This window comes from Paenibacillus sp. GCM10023252 (assembly GCF_042653305.1).
Classification (GTDB): domain Bacteria; phylum Bacillota; class Bacilli; order Paenibacillales; family Paenibacillaceae; genus Pristimantibacillus.
Window position 1 is genome coordinate 322809 of sequence record NZ_JBHSHW010000029.1, and the last position, 17386, is coordinate 340194.

At 54.3% G+C, this 17386-nt stretch carries 14 protein-coding genes; 4 read left to right on the forward strand and 10 right to left on the reverse strand.

Annotation, left to right across the window (positions count from 1 at the left end; all coding sequences use genetic code 11):
- Positions 1 to 193: 193 nt before the first annotated feature.
- Positions 194 to 2140: an ATP-dependent DNA helicase gene (locus ACFO9Q_RS17845; protein WP_379184527.1), complete on the reverse strand. Its 1947-nt coding sequence runs from the start codon at positions 2138 to 2140 to the stop codon at positions 194 to 196.
- A gap of 195 nt (positions 2141 to 2335) precedes the next feature.
- Positions 2336 to 3304 (reverse strand): quinone oxidoreductase family protein, encoded by a 969-nt coding sequence (locus tag ACFO9Q_RS17850; protein WP_379184529.1) that lies wholly within the window; start codon positions 3302 to 3304, stop codon positions 2336 to 2338.
- 101 nt (positions 3305 to 3405) lie between these two features.
- On the opposite strand from ACFO9Q_RS17850, the gene ACFO9Q_RS17855 reads away from it, so the two are divergent.
- Positions 3406 to 4275, forward strand: a complete 870-nt coding sequence (locus ACFO9Q_RS17855; RefSeq protein ID WP_379184531.1) for an SDR family oxidoreductase — start codon at positions 3406 to 3408, stop codon at positions 4273 to 4275.
- 27 nt (positions 4276 to 4302) lie between these two features.
- Entirely contained in the window at positions 4303 to 5205 is a 903-nt protein-coding gene (locus ACFO9Q_RS17860) for an AraC family transcriptional regulator (protein WP_379184533.1), read from the forward strand.
- Between the two features lie 31 nt (positions 5206 to 5236).
- Here the strand turns inward: ACFO9Q_RS17860 and ACFO9Q_RS17865 are convergent, their stop codons facing one another.
- The gene (locus ACFO9Q_RS17865) at positions 5237 to 7204 is read right to left on the reverse strand and encodes an alpha-amylase family protein (protein WP_379184535.1); all 1968 of its coding nucleotides are present in this window, start codon (positions 7202 to 7204) and stop codon (positions 5237 to 5239) included.
- 175 nt (positions 7205 to 7379) lie between these two features.
- On the opposite strand from ACFO9Q_RS17865, the gene ACFO9Q_RS17870 reads away from it, so the two are divergent.
- Positions 7380 to 8252, forward strand: a complete 873-nt coding sequence (locus ACFO9Q_RS17870) for a helix-turn-helix domain-containing protein (protein WP_379184537.1) — start codon at positions 7380 to 7382, stop codon at positions 8250 to 8252.
- 85 nt (positions 8253 to 8337) lie between these two features.
- Here ACFO9Q_RS17870 and ACFO9Q_RS17875 read toward each other — a convergent pair whose 3' ends face one another.
- The 4 genes from ACFO9Q_RS17875 to ACFO9Q_RS17890 all read right to left on the reverse strand — a co-directional run bounded on the left by ACFO9Q_RS17875 (position 8338) and on the right by ACFO9Q_RS17890 (position 13439).
- Complete coding sequence (locus ACFO9Q_RS17875; RefSeq protein WP_379184539.1) at positions 8338 to 9675, reverse strand: sensor histidine kinase; 1338 nt, start codon at positions 9673 to 9675, stop codon at positions 8338 to 8340.
- Positions 9668 to 10345 carry a response regulator transcription factor gene (locus ACFO9Q_RS17880; RefSeq protein WP_379184541.1) on the reverse strand — a complete coding sequence of 226 codons (678 nt, stop codon included), beginning with the start codon at positions 10343 to 10345 and terminating at the stop codon, positions 9668 to 9670. The genes ACFO9Q_RS17875 and ACFO9Q_RS17880 overlap by 8 nt, the downstream gene beginning before the upstream one ends.
- Before the next feature lie 527 nt (positions 10346 to 10872).
- Entirely contained in the window at positions 10873 to 11253 is a 381-nt protein-coding gene (locus ACFO9Q_RS17885) for a GtrA family protein (RefSeq protein ID WP_379184543.1), read from the reverse strand.
- The gene (locus ACFO9Q_RS17890) at positions 11253 to 13439 is read right to left on the reverse strand and encodes a glycosyltransferase family 39 protein (protein WP_379184612.1); all 2187 of its coding nucleotides are present in this window, start codon (positions 13437 to 13439) and stop codon (positions 11253 to 11255) included. The genes ACFO9Q_RS17885 and ACFO9Q_RS17890 overlap by 1 nt, the downstream gene beginning before the upstream one ends.
- Before the next feature lie 205 nt (positions 13440 to 13644).
- On the opposite strand from ACFO9Q_RS17890, the gene ACFO9Q_RS17895 reads away from it, so the two are divergent.
- The gene (locus ACFO9Q_RS17895) at positions 13645 to 14625 is read left to right on the forward strand and encodes a glycosyltransferase family 2 protein (protein WP_379184615.1); all 981 of its coding nucleotides are present in this window, start codon (positions 13645 to 13647) and stop codon (positions 14623 to 14625) included.
- Between the two features lie 80 nt (positions 14626 to 14705).
- Here the strand turns inward: ACFO9Q_RS17895 and ACFO9Q_RS17900 are convergent, their stop codons facing one another.
- From ACFO9Q_RS17900 to ACFO9Q_RS17910, 3 genes are read right to left on the reverse strand one after another with little or no spacing between them, the layout of a single operon-like run.
- A complete protein-coding gene (locus tag ACFO9Q_RS17900; protein WP_379184545.1) occupies positions 14706 to 15503 on the reverse strand; it encodes an amidohydrolase family protein in 798 nt (265 codons plus the stop codon).
- Entirely contained in the window at positions 15457 to 16494 is a 1038-nt protein-coding gene (locus ACFO9Q_RS17905; protein ID WP_379184547.1) for a Gfo/Idh/MocA family protein, read from the reverse strand. The genes ACFO9Q_RS17900 and ACFO9Q_RS17905 overlap by 47 nt, the downstream gene beginning before the upstream one ends.
- Before the next feature lie 12 nt (positions 16495 to 16506).
- Positions 16507 to 17361: a phosphogluconate dehydrogenase C-terminal domain-containing protein gene (locus tag ACFO9Q_RS17910; RefSeq protein ID WP_379184549.1), complete on the reverse strand. Its 855-nt coding sequence runs from the start codon at positions 17359 to 17361 to the stop codon at positions 16507 to 16509.
- Between the last annotated feature and the right edge of the window lie 25 nt (positions 17362 to 17386).

The window sequence follows — 17386 nt, forward strand, 5'->3', positions numbered from 1 at the left end:
CTGCTGCCGGTAACGGAACACACAGACCTTATCGGGCCCAAGTCCAGCGAATTCCTGGAGCTAAACGGAACTGTACGCTCTTATTCGCCTCTACACAAGCGTTATCCCCTACATATTCGCCAGATAAGGTCTCCTCGTTCCGTTAGCTTCTCATTCAATCGAGCACGGTCAAAAGCATACAGCTCTTCATCACTTATAAAGGATTCAGCACAATTCCCTTAGGCAGGATGGAAGCAACTCGGCTGCCAACCTCAGGACGATCCTTCAGCTCTCCGCTTAGGATAGACACAATGCCCTCATCCTCACGGGAGCGAATGAGCCGCCCAAGCCCTTGGCGCAGGCGAAGCAGCATATATGGCAGGTCTACCTCCTCGAATGGATTCGCCGACACTTCCCGCTTCGCAAGGAATACGGGGTCTTGAGGTGGATAAGGCAGCGCCCAGATAATAACGTTGGATAGGGAAGGACCTGGAATGTTGAGACCTTCCCAGAGCGACACCGCGCATAGCACGCTCAGCTCGTCCTGCTCGAACTGGGAGATGAGATGACTGATCTCTTGATCACCTTCATAATAGAATCGCATATCAGCGCATTGCGGGTAAGCGCTAATCTGCTGCTTGAACAGGAACAACTCCTCGCGGGTAGGGAATAAGAGGAGCGCTCGGCCTTCCGTTCGCTCGAGCAGCTCCGCTGCCGCCTGCATCTTCTCCTTGAAGGTATCGCCTTGGGGCCACTCCGGTGCATAGGCCTTCATCTGCTTCTCGTAGTCGAACGGCGATTCGACGGAGAAGGATACGTAGTCTGCAGCTCCCAGATTGTCGGCAACATAATCGAAGGAGCCATCGACCGACATGGTTGCAGAGGAGAATACGATAGGAATCGGCAGCGAGAATACCTTCTCCTGCAGCACTTCCTTGACCGTTCTTGGCATGATGACAAGCTCCAGCCCGCTATCGCTCTCCACGGTCCAGCAGATCAGCTTATCCCCTTGGTCGAACAGGAGCAGCGCCTTCTGCAGCATCTCGATATGCTCTTCCACAATACGCAGCTGGTAGTCATTCAGTGTATACATCTCGCTCTCGAAGACAAGCTCTTCCTCGATGGCATCAAGGATGGACCGGAACCTCCGCACCTCGGCAAGCAGCTTGTCACTGAGCAGTACCTCTCTGCGTTCGGAGCCCAGAATGGCCCTGCTCTGTGCTCGCAGCAGCCGGAACATCTCTTCACTCTGCAGAATCGCTTCATCGATGAGTACAGCAAGCGACTCCCTTACTTCGCCCTGCAGCAGTCTGACAATCATATCCTCGAATACGGAATGCTTCAGATTATAGCTTAGCGCCTTCATGCCGGCCGACTCCAGCAGATGACCTTCATCGAAGACGACAGAGGAATGCTCGGGCAGCAGAGGAAGCTGGCCCTCCCGCTTGCGGCCTTCATACGTCCATACATGCTCCATATAATAGTCATGCGAGCAGACGATCAGGTCTTGGGAATGCCGGTAATACTCACGAGACAAGGTCTGGCCGCAGCGATGGCGCTTATCGCATACGAAGCAGTCCTGGAATGGATCCCAATTCGCCGCACTCCACTGCTTGTCATTCAAGTAAGCGTAATCCTTCCGGTCACCATAGGCATGGAAGGTCTGCATCGCCTTAGGCATGGAGACGAAGTCTGGCAGCCCGTCATAGATCTCCTGATAGAGCAAGCCATCCTCATCATCCAGCCTGGCGTTATCGAGCTTCACCAGACATAGGTACTGGTCCGGAGACTTCGCCAGCCGCGCGTCGACGGCTAAGCTTAGATGATTGACCAGCTTCGCAATATCTCCCTCAGGCTTAACCAATTGCTCGATGAGAGACTCATCTGCACAAGCGATGATGGCAGGCTTGCGCGTGTATCTGGCATAGCAGATCGCATAGAGCAGATAGACGAGCGTCTTGCCCGTACCTACCCCTGCCTCTGCGAATATCGTCTTCTTATCCGCGAATGCCCGCTCCAGCTGGAACGCCATATAGATCTGTTCGTCCCGAACCTCGAAGCCTGCTTCGGGCAATATATCGTAAAATACGTCAGCAATCCATTCCCCAGCTTGCGGGATAAATGGCTTCGTTGCATCGTAATGAAAGGGATACCGTTCCACTTGTGTAATGCCTCCATCCAAGTCTGTCAATAGGGTAGAACAGGAGTAACAACATTCTATTATCCCACGCGGCTATGCCAAACACAATGTAAAAAATAAACCATGCCCTAAAAGGGACATGGCTTATTGTGGACGCATTCGGGGTATTCCTAGCTTTGAAGTCGCCGCTAAGTGAGCAGCAAGCCTAGCAGCAGCCTATGGGATGAGTATAATCTTGCCTGTACTCTTGCGGCTCTCAAGCAGACGATGGGCATCGGCCCCATCGCTTAAGGAGAACACGGCAGGATCACTCACCTTGAGCTTGCCAGCCTGGACGAGGCCGAATAGCTCGGCTGCCCGTGAGGTTCTCTCCGCTTGTGAGGTAATATGGTTCCACAAGTCGCCGCCGGTCAGCGTCTTCGACGTATCCATGAGCATTCTAGGATCGATAGAGACAGGATCCCCGCCGGCCATGCCATAGAATACGACCGTTCCCTTCGTTCGGACGGCTGCGAAGCTATCCATAATAGTCGAGCCTACGGAGTCATAGGCAACGTCTATTCCTTGGCCATCTGCTGACAGCGACTTAACCCGAGCTGCCCAGTCGTCTGTATACAATAGAACGTGATCCGCTCCCGCTTGACGTGCCGCTTCGCCCTTCTCCACAGTGGAGGTCAGCCCAATGACTGCGGCCCCCTGCAGCTTGCACAGCTGAACGAGCAGCCCGCCGACTCCGCCTGCAGCGGCATGCACGAGCACTTCATCTCCTTCACGCACTAGATAGCTGTCCTTCGCTAGGTATTGCGCGGTGAGGCCTTGCAGCAGCAAGGATGCTGCAGTCTCGAAGGATATGGAGTCTGGCAGCGGAATCGCGTGATGCTGAGGGACCGCGACCAGCTCTGCATTCGAATGAGGCACATCAGCGAAGGCGATTCGATCCCCAGGCCGGAATCCGCTCACCCCCTCACCTACCTCCTCTACCACCCCGGCCCCTTCATAACCTAGAATATAGGGAGGCGTTCCTGTAAGGTGGTAATTCCCCTTCCTTCTATAGATATCCGCATAGTTCAGCCCTATAGCCTTCATTCGCACGACCAGATGGCCGGCCTTAAGCTCTGGATCAGGCAGCTCCTTCATGTGAAGCACCTCAGGACCTCCGAATGTATGGAAGCATAATGCTCGCATCTCTCTAACCTCTCTCTGCTTGTCTTCGTATAAGTGTCTTATATATTATAGAGATTGACGACATAATACACAAAAAAGACACAACCACCAGAGGGAGACTTATGTCAGACACAGCAAGCCCAACCATTCTAGTAACAGGAGCCACAGGCAACGTAGGAAGAGAAGTGGCACAAGGTCTGTCGGAGCTTCATATCCCGTATCGGGCAGCCGTTCGAAGCATCGCTGTGAATGATCGGCAGCCTTGGCAGCATCAAGTTGTGCTGGACTTCCTGAAGCCAGGCACATACGATTCGGCCCTGGAAGGCATGAAGCGTATCTTCCTCATTCGGCCGCCAGCCTTAGCTGACCCCGAAGACTTCGACCGCTTCCTGCAGGCTGCCAGGCGCCAAGGCGTGGAGCATGTCGTCTTCCTAAGCCTGCTTGGGGCACAGACCCTATTCTTCGTCCCTCATCGGAAGATAGAGAAAAAAATAGTAAAAGCATCCGTTCCCTATACGTTCCTGCGGCCAAGCTTCTTCATGCAAAATATGAACACCACTCATCGCGAGGAAATTCGAGACGAGCATCACATCTATGTGCCAGCCGGCAACGGCAAGACAAGCTTCATTGATGTGAGAGACATTGCTGCGGTTGCTTGCCGCTGCTTAACCGAGCAGGGTCATGAGAATAAGTCCTATGACTTAACCGGGGCTGAAGCTCTCACTTATGAGGAAGTAGCCCGTCAGATGTCTGACTCCTGGCATACAACGATTACATACGACAATCCCTCCAGCAAGCAATTCAAGGCCTATTGGCTGAACAAGGGCCTGCCTGAGGATCAAGTGAAAGTAATGGCTGGTATCTACCTTACCGCCAAGCTTGGTCTAGCGAAGAAGGTGACGCCGGAGCTGGAGCGGCTGTTAGGCAGACCTCCGATTACGATACGCACCTATCTGGAAGACTACCGGAGCGATTTCGGCTTCCCGCGATAAATGCGCCCTTAAGGATGGTGTGGTCACATGGTCAACCGATTAGCAAACATGCTGCATACAAGCCCCCCTGCCCTACCCTTCATTCGGGAGAGCGACTTCGCTCCGCGCAAGCCATGGAGCTACGCCGAGCGAAGACTGCTGGATTATTTATTCGTCTACATTCAGGAAGGAGAGTGTCTATTCACCGTTGATAAGCAACCGTATGCACTCCGTTCAGGTCAGTTCTGTCTGATCCAGCCCGGCAGCCTTGTTCAGTTAGCAGGACTCACTACTACCATCACACCGTTCGCCCATCTGGACTTCTTCTATAATCCCCATCGGGAGAGAAGCTTCCCCACACGTCCCGGGCAGATTGATCTCTCTGCCTATGCTGAGCTCATGCAGCCTAGACTGGAAGAGGTGTATAACGTGCACATTCCAATCGTGCTGCAGCCGCTTCACCCAAGTAAGTTCAAGGAAGATTTCCTGCGGATGATTGAGCTGTCCGGACAGCAGGATGACATCATGCAGCTTCGCGTTCAACAGCTAGCTACTGAGCTGCTCGTCCAGATTGTGGAGTCCTGTGCGGTGAACCGGGGTACACCCCCTATACGAGCTCAATCCTTGGGCTGGATTACCTCTTATCTGTCCTTGCATCTGGACAAGCCGATCTCCATTGAGGTCATGGCCAAGCGCGCAGGCTTGTCACCGTCTCGCTTCAGCGCTCTGTTCAAGGAGCGTTACGGTACGTCGCCTCATCAATATTTGCTGCAGATGCGAATCAACCATGCGAAGGAGCTGCTGGATCGTACCGAGCTCAGCCAAGAGGAGGTTGCCGCTTATTGCGGTTTTGCAGATGTGCACCATTATTACAAGATATTCAAGCAGAGAGCCGGCCTCACCCCCGCGGAGTGGAGAAGACAGCAGCAAGAGGCTGTCAGACGCCTCTAGAGCGCGCCTGACAGCCTCTCATTCTTAACGATTATACCTCCACAATAACCATCTGATGACACTCCAGCCGCGGAACCGTATACCGAACAAGCCCTTCCTCATATACGTACGGGATCTGAGTCCCCTGTGGAGCCAGATACACACCCTTAACGTCGTCCGGCACTCGCAGCTCGACCTCTACATCGTAGAGAGGAATAATATCCTCTATGACTTCAATGCCGTTGCCCCGCTTCACAGGAGATGCATATAGCAAGTGATTGACATAACGGCTCTCTGCTGCCTGATGCTGCAGCGTGACGACACCTTGCGCAGGAAGACTCGTACGAAGCGACGGACTGCCCCCGAGCAGCTTGTCAATGGCGTATAGCACTGTCTCTCGCAAGATGAGGCTTCCCTTCGTCGCATAATCCTCGAACACCTTCCACGCAATATAGATTCCGCTGTCGCTCTGAGCCATCCCCGGTCCCCCGTCATTCTGAGAACTCGGCGTATGCTGATGGGAGCAGAAGGTGAAGATATCGCGGTTGAAGTAAGGATCTTCCCTTCTCCCCAGCTCCGTCCCGCCCGCAAGAGCAATACGTTGACCTTCACTATAGAAAATATAAGCAGCAGGCTGCAGATTAGCCGGCTTGAATGCTGGCCTGAAGTAATCCGGTTGATACGGGTTGGTGCCAAGCAGCTTCACGCCGAAGTCAATAGCGAACGCATCCCCCTCAAGGCTCAAGCCGGATCTTCCTGTAGCCAGCAGCTTGCCTCCACCTGCTACATAGGCTTGCAGCCTTAGCTGAAGCTGAGGGGAGACGAGAATCTCATCTGGGAGAATGATGACCTTGTACGCCGTGAATTCGGTACCCAGATCAATAACATCGAACAGCACCTTGCCCTCCAACAGCATCCTTACCGCGCCGACGTCAGACAGCCCACCCCGGTCTTCAGCACTATACGCATGCATCACTGCTTCAGCCGACAACAAGGCAACATCAGCCACATTACTCACTTCCGTGCACCAGGCTTCCTTCTCCTCCACTTCCTTATACGCCGCTCCAATGAGTGAGTAGGTTGCCTCATCCATCACGCCCTCCGGATGGAGCTGATCTCCAACCGAACATCTAGCTCCATTAGCAATGCTTAGAGCCGTCTCATAGCGAAGCGCATTCGGATGCTTGTAGCCGCCGAACTCTCCCCAGGAGGTATGGAACTTGCCCGTCATCCCGAGATACGTCATCCCAAGCGTCTGGGCGTAGCGAGCAGAGAGCGGGAAGTGGTCATACCCCCAGCCTCCTGTTGGCAAGGATTCGAGCTCGAGATGCGTATTCATATGGGCCAGATCTCTGCGTCCTCTGCGAATATGTCCTCCATTGTGGAAGATGCCGTGTCCTGGCTTAATGGCATGGACAAGCTCTCGCACGCGGTTGGTGTAATTAGCATAGGTTCTCTCTCCGAGCGCTAGCACGGCTTCCGCATCTCGCGGATCCTGACCCTGCTCGCGCAGCGATCGAATACAATACTGGCAGTAGCACTCTCGTACACCGACAATATCTAGGAATATACCATCGCCGTCATACTTCTTAACCACTTCTTCAATCTGCTCTAGCAGCACATCTAGGTATGGTGTATTCATGCAGAATTGATGATACCCTGGCTCCATGAAGCCCCTGGCCCAATTCGTCTGATCCTCCTTGCTTCGTATGAGCCAGTCCGGCTTCTTCCGCGCAAGCTTCTCATCCAGGCCTGCAGATAGATAGATGGGTGTCTTCACCCCAATCTCATGCGCAGCTTCAATCATCGCCCCGAGCAGATCGAAGGTCAGCTCCGGATGCTGCTCGTTCGCCTCACTCGGATGATAAGCCCAGCCGTGATGGCATTTGGAGAATACCGTGATTGAATCTACATGTCCCTTGCGCAGCATCGCCTGGAACTGCTCCTTGGAGAACTGGGCTCCTATTCTCCCTATTGCTTCGGATGTATGGAAGTCCAGGTGAACTTGTCTGAATCTCATGTCGTTCGCTCCTTCAGTCAGTTGAAATTATTCAATCTATATCTCTTACTGTAAGGGCTATCATGATCATTCCATAGAGTCTGAATCGACTTCTTATAGCACAATATCGACTAGTCATAATCTGAATAACCATATACAATAATGACACTGCCCTCTATGAAGGAGACGATACCGAATGAATTGTATTCAGCTGTCCATCCCACCCCTGCCTCAGTTCATGACAGTCGGACGAGGCACTTGGAAGATAGGAATGCAGCACTTCGAACGAAGCTTCAATGTGTATGATATGCTGTTCGTTGCACGCGGAGCGCTCTATATGACGGAGAATGGCATCCCTTATACGATTGAGCCGGGACAGCTGCTCGTCATGGAGCCGGGGCTGACGCATTACGGTCACAGGGGATGTCAGGAAGAGACGGAGATCTACTGGGTGCACTTCGCTCATGGAGCAAGAGCGCAGATCGTAGCGGACAAGCAGATTGCCTGGTCCACGATTCTACAGCACGGAACCGACTTCGATCAGAAGCCTCGTGAGCAGCTGATGTTCCTGCCCAAGTACGGCGCCGTCGATCTCCATTCGCTGCAGCCACTGCTCAATGAGATGGTTCACATTCAGTCTCATCTGAATCTTGGCAATGCCTTGCAGCTGCACAGCCTGCTCGCCAGACTGCTGACCGAGCTGCAGCTTGGGCTGCAGCGCTCGTCCAAGCCTTCTCAATCCTTGAGTCTGAGCCATAGAGTGGAGCAGTTTTTGGCGGAGCGGCTCGGTGAGCCTTTTCACGCGGGGGAGCTTGAGAGGGAGCTGCACTTCAACTTCGACTATATGACCAAGTGTATGAAGAAGCATCGGGGCATGACACCGCTGCAATTCAGCCACTACCTGAAGGTTGAGGAGGCGAAGCGGCTGCTTGCGCATACCGAGCTTCCTGTGCCTGCAATTGCGGAGCAAGTTGGCATTCCCGATTACAACTACTTCATTCGGCTGTTCAGGGGCAAGACAGGCATTACGCCAAGCGTGTACCGCAAGAGCAAGCAAGGTGTCGTGTAGGTACGGGCCGAGCGGAACTAGCTGTTCGTGAAGGGAGGTCGAGCACGGAACTAGCTGTTCGTGAAGGGAGGTCGAGCGCGAGCGCCTAATCGCCGGTTAGCAAGAGCCCCGCGTCGAATGAAGCTTCGCGCGGGGCGGGAAGCTCGACCCGGAACTCCGCTCCTTCGCCTGGCCGAGAGCTGACCGTGATTGTGCCCTTGTGAAGGGTAACAATCTTATGGGTGATGGCGAGCCCGAGGCCGTTGCCCCCTCGATTGCGATTCCGAGAGGAATCCGCCTTGAAGAACCGCTCGAATATTCGCGCTTGATCCTGCTCGGACATGCCTATTCCGCTATCCTTCACGATAACGACAGCACGGCCCTCCTTGCTCTGCAGATGAATGGATATGGCACCATGCTGCGGGGTGAACTTAATGGCATTATGAATTAAGTTCGTCCATACTTGCCCAAGCAGGTCGCTGTCTGCCATCATTCGCACCTCATCCAGCTCCAGATTCATCTCCAGCTGCTTCGCCGACCATAGGGGCTCACATGACCAGACCGCTTCCCTGAGCTGGCGGTCCAGACGAATTCTGCTCACATGGAACGGGTGGTGCTCGGAGTCCAAGGACGCCAGCCGCAGCAGATTATCGCTCAGTCTAGAGAGGCGAGAGCTCTCCGTCTCGATAATAGACGCATAGCGAAGACGCTCTTCCTCGGTCACATCTGCACTTCGCAGAGCTTGCGCGAAGCCTCCGATTGCGGTCAGGGGAGACTGCATCTCATGACTGACATTAGAGACGAAGTCTTGCCTCATCTGTTCAAGTCCGCTCAGTTCACCAGCCATCTGCTGGATGCTGGCGGCCAGCTCGCCCAGTTCATCCTTGGCTGTCGTCTGCAGATGAATATTGAAGTCGCCCCCGGCAATCTGTCTCGTCGCCTTCGTCATCTGCTTCAGAGGCTTCACCAGGTAGCGCGCGGCAATAAGAATGAGGAAGCTTCCGACGATGAGTACACTAATGACAATCCAGTTCGTTATATTTTGCAACCCTCTCATCTCACGTTCCAGATTGGGCTTCAGCCTTAACATATATTCGGTTCCGTCCTCCGTCACCAAGGTCGTGCTTACCACTGCGCCTTCCATGCGCGGCATGACCCCCTTGCTCTCGGCTCCGAAGCTTGTAACCCCTCCATCTGGCTCTACTAATTGAATACGAAGCTGCTTAAGCTCCGCTGCCGATGCCAGGAATGCATCAAGAGACACTGGGCTGGAAGCCTCATAGAGCTGCTGAATTAACTGCCCGCTCCGCTTCAAGTCACGCGCCAAGTCCTGCTTGAGCACACTCTCGTTGCGCAGCGTTACGAGCATGGTCGATACGGCTAAGCTGGCGATGACGATGATGAGGAAGGTAAGCACAACCCGTACATACAGCGTTCTAATCATCACATTCCTCCAAGCGATAGCCCAGACCTCTGATCGTTACGATCCGGAAGCCTGAGACAGCCTCAGGATAGCGCTCCCTCACGCGCTTAATATGCACATCAACCGTCCGCTCATCGCCTTCGTAATCGATACCCCATATATCTTCAATCAGCTGATCTCTTAGGAAAGTCTTGCCAATATAGCTGCCCAGCTTGAATAGCAGTTCGAATTCCTTCAGCGGAAGCGTGGAGCGCTTATCGTTCAATATGGCTTCGAATGACGTACGGTCCAAGGTCAGCTTCCCGACCTGAACCGTCTGGTCTGCCGCCACCTTGTATCGCTTCAGCAGCGCCTTCACCCTTAGAACCAACTCTTGCGCATCGAATGGCTTCACCATATAATCATCGGCCCCAAGCTCGAAGCCTCTAACCTTATGGGCTATCTCACCTTGGGCCGTCAGCATGAGAATCGGGAGATCATACATGCTCCTGATCTCCTCGCACAGCTCCCACCCATCCTTCTGCGGCATCATGATGTCGATGACAGCTAGGTCAGGCTTAATCTTCTCCATGAGCTGCATCGCATGGACTCCGTCTTCCGCTTCAATGACTTCCAGGCTCTGCTTAGCAAGGAATACTCGAATGAGCTCCCGAATATGGGGGTCATCGTCAACGACTAATATTCTGGCCATCTGACCCTCCTCCTTCCTAGTGCAATATATCAGAATGACGTTACTAGCTCGTTAACATAGGGCATAATTATTGTAAAGTGGTTGATCCACTTGGGCTGCTCGGGCTGCTCGGGCTGCTCGGGCTGCTCGGTTCCGCTAACGGAACCAAGGGACCTTATATGACCGATATGGGCATCAGATGATCCTCTATCGGAACTGAACGCCCTTATTCGCCCTTAGTAGAGGGTATTCTCTTCATTATTCACCAGATAAGGTCTCCTAGTTCCGCAAGCTTACCAATCGATGTGCAAAAGGCAGAATAACGGCTTACGGTTCCGTTAGAATCTGCATTATTCAAGCATCAGCGAAAGTAATCGTTACGAGATTGGAGTGACACTCTGTTCGTTGCTCCGCTGCTCGATTGCTTGCTCGGTTGCTCGGTTGCTCCGTTGCTACGTTGCTCCGCTGCTCATTTGCTTGCTCGGTTGCTACGGTGCTCGGCTGCTCATCTACCCTCATTGTAGTCTTCTTGTGCGCTATGTCACAAGCTATGCGTCGGTGCTCCGCACCTTGAACACCCATAGGCGGCTCCCTATATAGTTAAGGACCATGCTGACAGCAGTCGCAGCGACCTTGCTCAAGACTAGCCCCATTCCGAGTCTATCCTCCAGCACATAGAGCAGTGCAGTTGAACAGGCTAATGTGGCAGCGTTCAGCACGAGGAATCGAATAAGCTCGGTGAAGCCGGCACGATTGTGTACTTGGAACGTCCAGCTCCTGTTCCACAGATAGCTGTTCGCGGTACCGGCGGTATAGGCGATGATCTGCGAGAGGAGTGTGGGAATTCCTGACCAGGCAAGAACGAAGAACACGGTGAAGTCAATCCCCGTGTTCATTCCTCCAACGATTGCGAAGCGTATCAGCTTCATCACTTAATCACTTCGTACAGCTTGGACATCCCGCCCATCATAGGCATCCCCCCGCTTGCCCCGTTCGATTCGGATTGCCATTCCGATGCGGGCACTTCCTTCGTGTTCTTAGCAATCCATTCCGACACTTCAGTCTGCGACGAACCCATAGGCGTCGTATAGAAGTAACGCACCTCTCCCGCGTCAACCATCTCCTGGAGCTCCTCCGCTGTTAATACCGGATCCGAGCCGAGGTATCCGCCGTACATCATTACGGCCTTGTCCGTTGCCAGCTGAATAGGCGTTGCGGACATGTTGCTTGCTGTAGCGACGAGGAACTTCTCTCCGTTGTAGTTAGATTCCAGGTAGTCCACCAGCTTAGGGTCTGCCTCTTGGCTTAGCATATCCGTCATGCCGCCCGCTGCGCTTAGCAACGGCCCTGCCTTGGGCAGAATACTGTTGTCCCCGTACAGCGCAGGAGTCATGGACCAGTATAGAGGTGCAATCAAGAGCGCTGCAGCACCAACAACGGCCGTATAATGGGTCGCCCTGGATCGGCCTTGCCCTTGGCCTTCACGCAGCCAGAGAAGAATGCCGCATACGACAACTCCTGCGATTGCTGCGGCTACAGCCCAGCCTGAGTGAAGGCTGCTCTGATTAAGGAACAGCGCTTGGCTCAGGAAGGTCAACAGAATAACCGCCGGCAGCAGCCGTCGCTGCCAGCCTGTCTCCTCCATGTAGTGCTTCCAGAGCTGCTTCCAGCCGATGGCGGTGAGTGCTGCAATTGCTGGAGCAAGCATCGTTAGATAATACTCGTGGAAGAAGCTCGCAATGCTGAAGAACACCAGCATCGGCAGCAGCCATACATACCAGAACAGCGCTTCATTCTGTTCAGCGGTGAGGCTGCGGCGCTTAACTGCTCCTGCGAATAGCGCCAGACTTGCCAGCAGCACGAACACTAACAGCCAGCTGGCTTGCCCGCTCAGCTCTGGAGAGAACATCCGCAGCGCCCCAGCCTCTCCGGTAGACATCGGCCCCATGCCGCCTGCAGGCATCTCACCGTTCGCCGGCATCTTAATGCCCATCTTCTCCATCTGCTCGCGGATCTTCTCCATCTGTTCAGGGTCGAGATCCGGCATCTCGCCGCCGCCCGGCATCGCCGGCATCTGGCCGCCGCCCGGTATCGCCGGCATCTCGCCGCCGCCCGGCATCGCCGGCATCTCGCCGCCGCCCGGCATCGCCGGCATCTCGCCGCCGCCAGGCATCGCCGGCATCTCGCCGCCGCCTGGCATCGCCGGCATCTGGCCGCCGCTCGGCATTGCCGGCATCTCGCCGCCATCCGGCATCGCCGGCATCTCACCGCCGCCCGGCATTGCCGGCATCTCGCCGCCTCCGCCCCCCATCATCTGGCCAGGGCCGCCTTCGCCTGTCAGTCTGGACACGCCATTGTAGCCGAAGGCTAGCTCCAGCACTGAATTCGTCTGGCTGGAGCCAATATACGGACGCTTATCCTCCGGAATCGAGTCCACGATGACCGCCCAGGAGACGGATACGAGCAGCAGAACGGCTGTTGCTGCGGTTAATTGAGCTATCCGGCGACGCCAAGGAACTCGAACTCCAATTACATACATGAGATAGAAGGCTGGCAGAACCATGTAAGCCTGCAGCATCTTAATGTTGAAGCCTATTCCAACCAGGACTACGGCAGCAATGAGCCAGCCTATCCGTCCGCCCAGGCGAATCGACTTGAACAAGGCCCAAGCCGCTAACAGCAGCGTGAACACCAGGATACTGTCCACATTATTCGTCCTACTCACCGCTACCGTGATCGGAGTCACTGCAAGCACCAAAGCTGCTATTCTAGCAGAGCCGGCGCCGAAGCTTGGCTTCATAATCGCATACAAGATACCAACAGACAGTACGCCTGCCAGCACTTGCGGAAGGATCAAGGACCAGCCATGATAGCCGAACAACGATGCGCTGATCGTCTGCACCCACATCGCAACCGGAGGCTTATCTACTGTAATGAAGCCAGCCGGGTCGTATGACGCGTAGAAGAAGTTATGCCAGCTCTGCAGCATACTCTTCACGGCGGCGGCATAATAGGTATTGCCGAGGTCCTGCTCTCCTATGTTGTAGATATTCAAGATTAGCGCCAGTCCCATAATGAGGACAAGCCATCCGTCTATTCTGCGAATCCCATTCATCACTCTCGCCACTCCTTCTCTCTATTGAATCGTCTGCCCTAATGTACCGAGCCTTCATGAACTGAATATGAACGAGCTTGTTCATACTCAGTTAATAATCCCTCTATACATTGGTGACAACGACGAAGCGGCAGCGCTTGATAAGGAGGAACAGCTAATGAATACCAGTATGAGTAAGAGCATGAGCGCAAGCATGGATGCAAGCATGAGCAACACCCATCATTATTCAGTCGTAATCCCTGTATATAATGAGGAAGAGGTAATTCCCACCACCTATGCGAGGCTCACGTCAGTGATGAGAGGCTTGGGTGAATCTTACGAGCTCATCTTCGTTAATGACGGGAGCCGGGATCGGACGTATGACTACCTAAGAGAGACCGCCTTGCGAGACTCCCATGTGAAGGTGCTCGACTTCTCCCGCAACTTCGGCCATCAGATCGCGATTACAGCGGGAATGAATGCAGCTGCAGGTGATGCGGTAGTCGTCATAGACGCCGATCTGCAGGATCCTCCGGAGCTTATTCCGGAGATGATATCAAGATGGAAGGACGGCTACGAGGTCGTCTACGCGAAGCGCAAGCAGCGCAAGGGCGAGACATGGTTCAAGCTGGCGACCGCCTCCCTGTTCTACCGGCTGCTCCGGTCGATGACGGACGTGGACATTCCAGTCGATACCGGCGACTTCCGGCTAATTGACCGTAAGGTATGCGACACCATGAACACGTTGTCAGAGAAGAACCGGTTCGTAAGGGGGCTGGTAAGCTGGGTGGGGTACAAGCAGATTGCGGTCGAATATGATCGTGATGAGCGGCTAGCGGGAGAGACCAAGTATCCCCTTCGGCGAATGCTTAAGCTCTCTCTCGATGCGATGACCTCCTTCTCGCAGAAGCCGCTCAAGCTTGCCACTTATGCAGGCTTCACCGTATCGGGACTCTCCTTCATCTCGCTCGTGGTGACGGTGTGCATGAAGCTGTTCACAGACAGTACAGTCGCCGGCTGGGCGTCCCTGCTCTCGGTCGTGCTCATGCTGAACGGATTCATCCTGCTCATCCTGGGCATTGTCGGTGAATATATTGGTCGCATCTATGATGAATCGAAGGGGCGGCCGCTCTATATCGTTCGCGAGAGCGTCGGCTATCATGAGGAGCAATCACACATAGCAGTCAAGAGAAGTCTTCCGCGTTAAGGAGCGCAACAGTTAACCCTCACCCCTCCTTGCACATAATCAAGGAGGGATGAGGGTTATCAGACTTACAACTTGCTGAATTATAGGGAATAGATCGCCTGAGCAGACTTGTACCGAATCCACTCCTGCTCGTCCTCGGTCAAGCCGCATGTCTGAAGCTTCGCGAGCTCTGTTCCTGTATTGTCCGCATGATCCGTGCCGAACAGGAATCGGTTAGCACCCAGCTCATGCACCCAGTGGCGAATGAGGAAGCCGCCTGTCCACGTAATGTCCGCGTATAGATTCGGGCATCTCTGCATGGCCAGTATCGTCTCGCCAGCCATCACCATCATCCCGCAATGAGCAATGACGATGTTCACATCAGGGAAGCGTTCAGCAACAGCAATGAGGTTCGACGGGTTAGCGAAGGGAATGCCAGCTCCCGTATGCACCATAACCGGAATGTTCAGCTTGCGAGCGAGCTCCATCACCTTCGTGCCGTCTCTGCCTCCTGGATGAACGGCATGCGCGAAGGTGTGGATCTTCACCCCGACGAATCCCAGCTCCTCCACGCAGCGGCGCAGCTCCGACTCATACACATCATCACGAAGATGCGGATTCGGATTAGCCATTCCATAGAACTCCCCAGGATACTGCCGCGACAGCTGCGCAATGGCATCATGCTGAGCTTGAACTCTCTCCAGATCATGACAGGAAGCCGGCTGCACGATCGTCTTCGCAATGCCGAATTGACGGTGCTTATCGAGCTGCTCCTGCAGCGTGAAGTCTTCATCGAATACATAATCCCAGCCCATGTGAGCATGAACATCTATAATAATGGGAGCCGCCTCCTTAGATAATCGCGATAGCCTTGTGCTGCTCCGCGCTCTCGTATACACCTAACGCCATCCGAAGCGTCGTTATATTGTCTTCTCCGCTAGTCTGGAAGGCTTCCCCGCCGTTCAGACAGTGAATGAAGTGGGACTGCAGCCGATAATGACTCTCTTCATGGTCCAGCTCAGTCTCTCCAACCAATCGCTCCTCCTGCCCATCCCTCGAGATGAGCGTCAGCCTTCCATCCGTATACAGCTTCATTGTACCTTCATCCCCGTCAATGACAAGCTGCTCCAGATGAACCGGCCCCACTCCAGCGCCAAGCGGCCGATCCAGCTTCTGCCTCGTCGCCCAGCTCATATCCATGAACCCGTAGAAGCCCTCATGTCCAAGGACAACGATGCCGCTATCCTCACCGACGATATAGGGGGACACCGTAGCGGTCTCAGCGAATAACCGATTCGGCGTGCCGAACAGGAACCGCCAGGCGTCGAACCAGTGCACTCCCATCTCGTAGAACAACAAGCGAGGCATCTCTGTGAAAAAAGGCTGAGGAAGCCTAACGCCAGGTGCCATTCGCGGTGTGTAATAGTCGGTATGCGTATAGCGGACAACCCGTACAGCTCCGATTGCTCCGCGATCGAGCTGCTCCTTCATGAGCTGGAACGGCTGCAGCCATCTCCAGTTCTCCGTAACCATCAGCCTTACGCCATGCTGCTTCGCAAGCTGTACCATCTCCTCCGCTTCAGCAACCGATCTCGCGAACGGCTTCTGACAGAGAATATGCTTGCCGGCTGCTGCCGCCTTGCGGACGAATTCCAGATGCGTCTCAGGTCCCGTCACGATATCCACAATGTCTATATCAGCACGGGCAAGCAGCTCATCCATCGACGTATACCTCGCTTCAGGGGGAATGCCGTAAGCTTCTCCCTTGTCATTCATCTTCTCCACGCTTCGGTTGCACAGCGCCGTCACTTGAACGTCTGGGAGCCGCGCCCATGCCCCGAGATGCTTATCCGACCAGAATCCCGTACCGATTAATCCAACCTTCCACATCTGCGGTCCCTCCTATCGATCCAGATGCAGCATTCGCTGCAGCACTTCATCCAAGGCTTCCTTCGTGAATACCTGCTTCCAATCGGGCTTGAAAATCTTCTCATACCCGTAATCAATCGCAATCTTCGCCGCATCCGAGAACGGATTCACGTTGTTGAATGCGATGGCCAGCGGGATCTGAATATGTCCAAGCATGAAGGAACGGGCCGCAGCTTCCGGAACGCCCAGCTTGACCACCTCATCCAGCGCCTCCTTCATGAGGCAAGCGGCTGCCGCGGCAACGACTTCAGCGGCTGCAGGCTCGAGCAGCGCCATCTGCTCCGTCGTAATGCGATGGCAGGTCGTGACCGGGGCGAACATGGCGATGCAGATTCTCTCCGCTTCAGCGAGTGGAGCTTCACTCCCAATATGATGGGAGAGGACGATATCCTGCTTGGCTGCAATCCCGCCGAACATATCTTGGCGCGCTTCCGGAGAGTCCTGCTCTTCGAATAATGCCGGATGACAGGGATGTGTGACGACATAGGTGCAGTCCTCACGCAGCAGCACTTGACCCGCATAAGCTGCGGCAGGATCAAGCAGGATGAGGGTTGCTCCAGGGCGCATATGAGGCACAATATCGCTTGAGATGGCTCCGATTAGAGCGTCAGGAACTGCAAGGATCACATAATCCGCTGCCTGAATAGCTTCATCATTAGGCGTAGGATGAAGACCCCTGTCGCTTAGTCTCTGAAGCCCAGTCTCAGACTGTTCACATACTAGGAGATGATAAGGGCTTCTCACAAGATTATCAGTCAGCCTGCAGCCCATCTTGCCGCCAGCGCCGATTAGAGCAATGGTGAATGTCGTTTGCAATGACTCATTCATGTCGTTGTCCTCCGTTTCGGTTATA

Excerpts from the sequence above, each read along its gene's own strand:
- ACFO9Q_RS17850 (WP_379184529.1), bottom strand. The coding sequence starts at position 3,304 with ATGCGAGCATTATGCTTCCATACATTCGGAGGTCCTGAGGTGCTTCAC.
- ACFO9Q_RS17855 (WP_379184531.1), top strand. The coding sequence starts at position 3,406 with ATGTCAGACACAGCAAGCCCAACCATTCTAGTAACAGGAGCCACAGGC.
- ACFO9Q_RS17860 (WP_379184533.1), top strand. The coding sequence starts at position 4,303 with ATGGTCAACCGATTAGCAAACATGCTGCATACAAGCCCCCCTGCCCTA.
- ACFO9Q_RS17865 (WP_379184535.1), bottom strand. The coding sequence starts at position 7,204 with ATGAGATTCAGACAAGTTCACCTGGACTTCCATACATCCGAAGCAATA.
- ACFO9Q_RS17870 (WP_379184537.1), top strand. The coding sequence starts at position 7,380 with ATGAATTGTATTCAGCTGTCCATCCCACCCCTGCCTCAGTTCATGACA.
- ACFO9Q_RS17875 (WP_379184539.1), bottom strand. The coding sequence starts at position 9,675 with ATGATTAGAACGCTGTATGTACGGGTTGTGCTTACCTTCCTCATCATC.
- ACFO9Q_RS17880 (WP_379184541.1), bottom strand. The coding sequence starts at position 10,345 with ATGGCCAGAATATTAGTCGTTGACGATGACCCCCATATTCGGGAGCTC.
- ACFO9Q_RS17885 (WP_379184543.1), bottom strand. The coding sequence starts at position 11,253 with ATGAAGCTGATACGCTTCGCAATCGTTGGAGGAATGAACACGGGGATT.
- ACFO9Q_RS17890 (WP_379184612.1), bottom strand. The coding sequence starts at position 13,439 with ATGAATGGGATTCGCAGAATAGACGGATGGCTTGTCCTCATTATGGGA.
- ACFO9Q_RS17895 (WP_379184615.1), top strand. The coding sequence starts at position 13,645 with ATGAGCAACACCCATCATTATTCAGTCGTAATCCCTGTATATAATGAG.
- ACFO9Q_RS17905 (WP_379184547.1), bottom strand. The coding sequence starts at position 16,494 with ATGTGGAAGGTTGGATTAATCGGTACGGGATTCTGGTCGGATAAGCAT.
- ACFO9Q_RS17910 (WP_379184549.1), bottom strand. The coding sequence starts at position 17,361 with ATGAATGAGTCATTGCAAACGACATTCACCATTGCTCTAATCGGCGCT.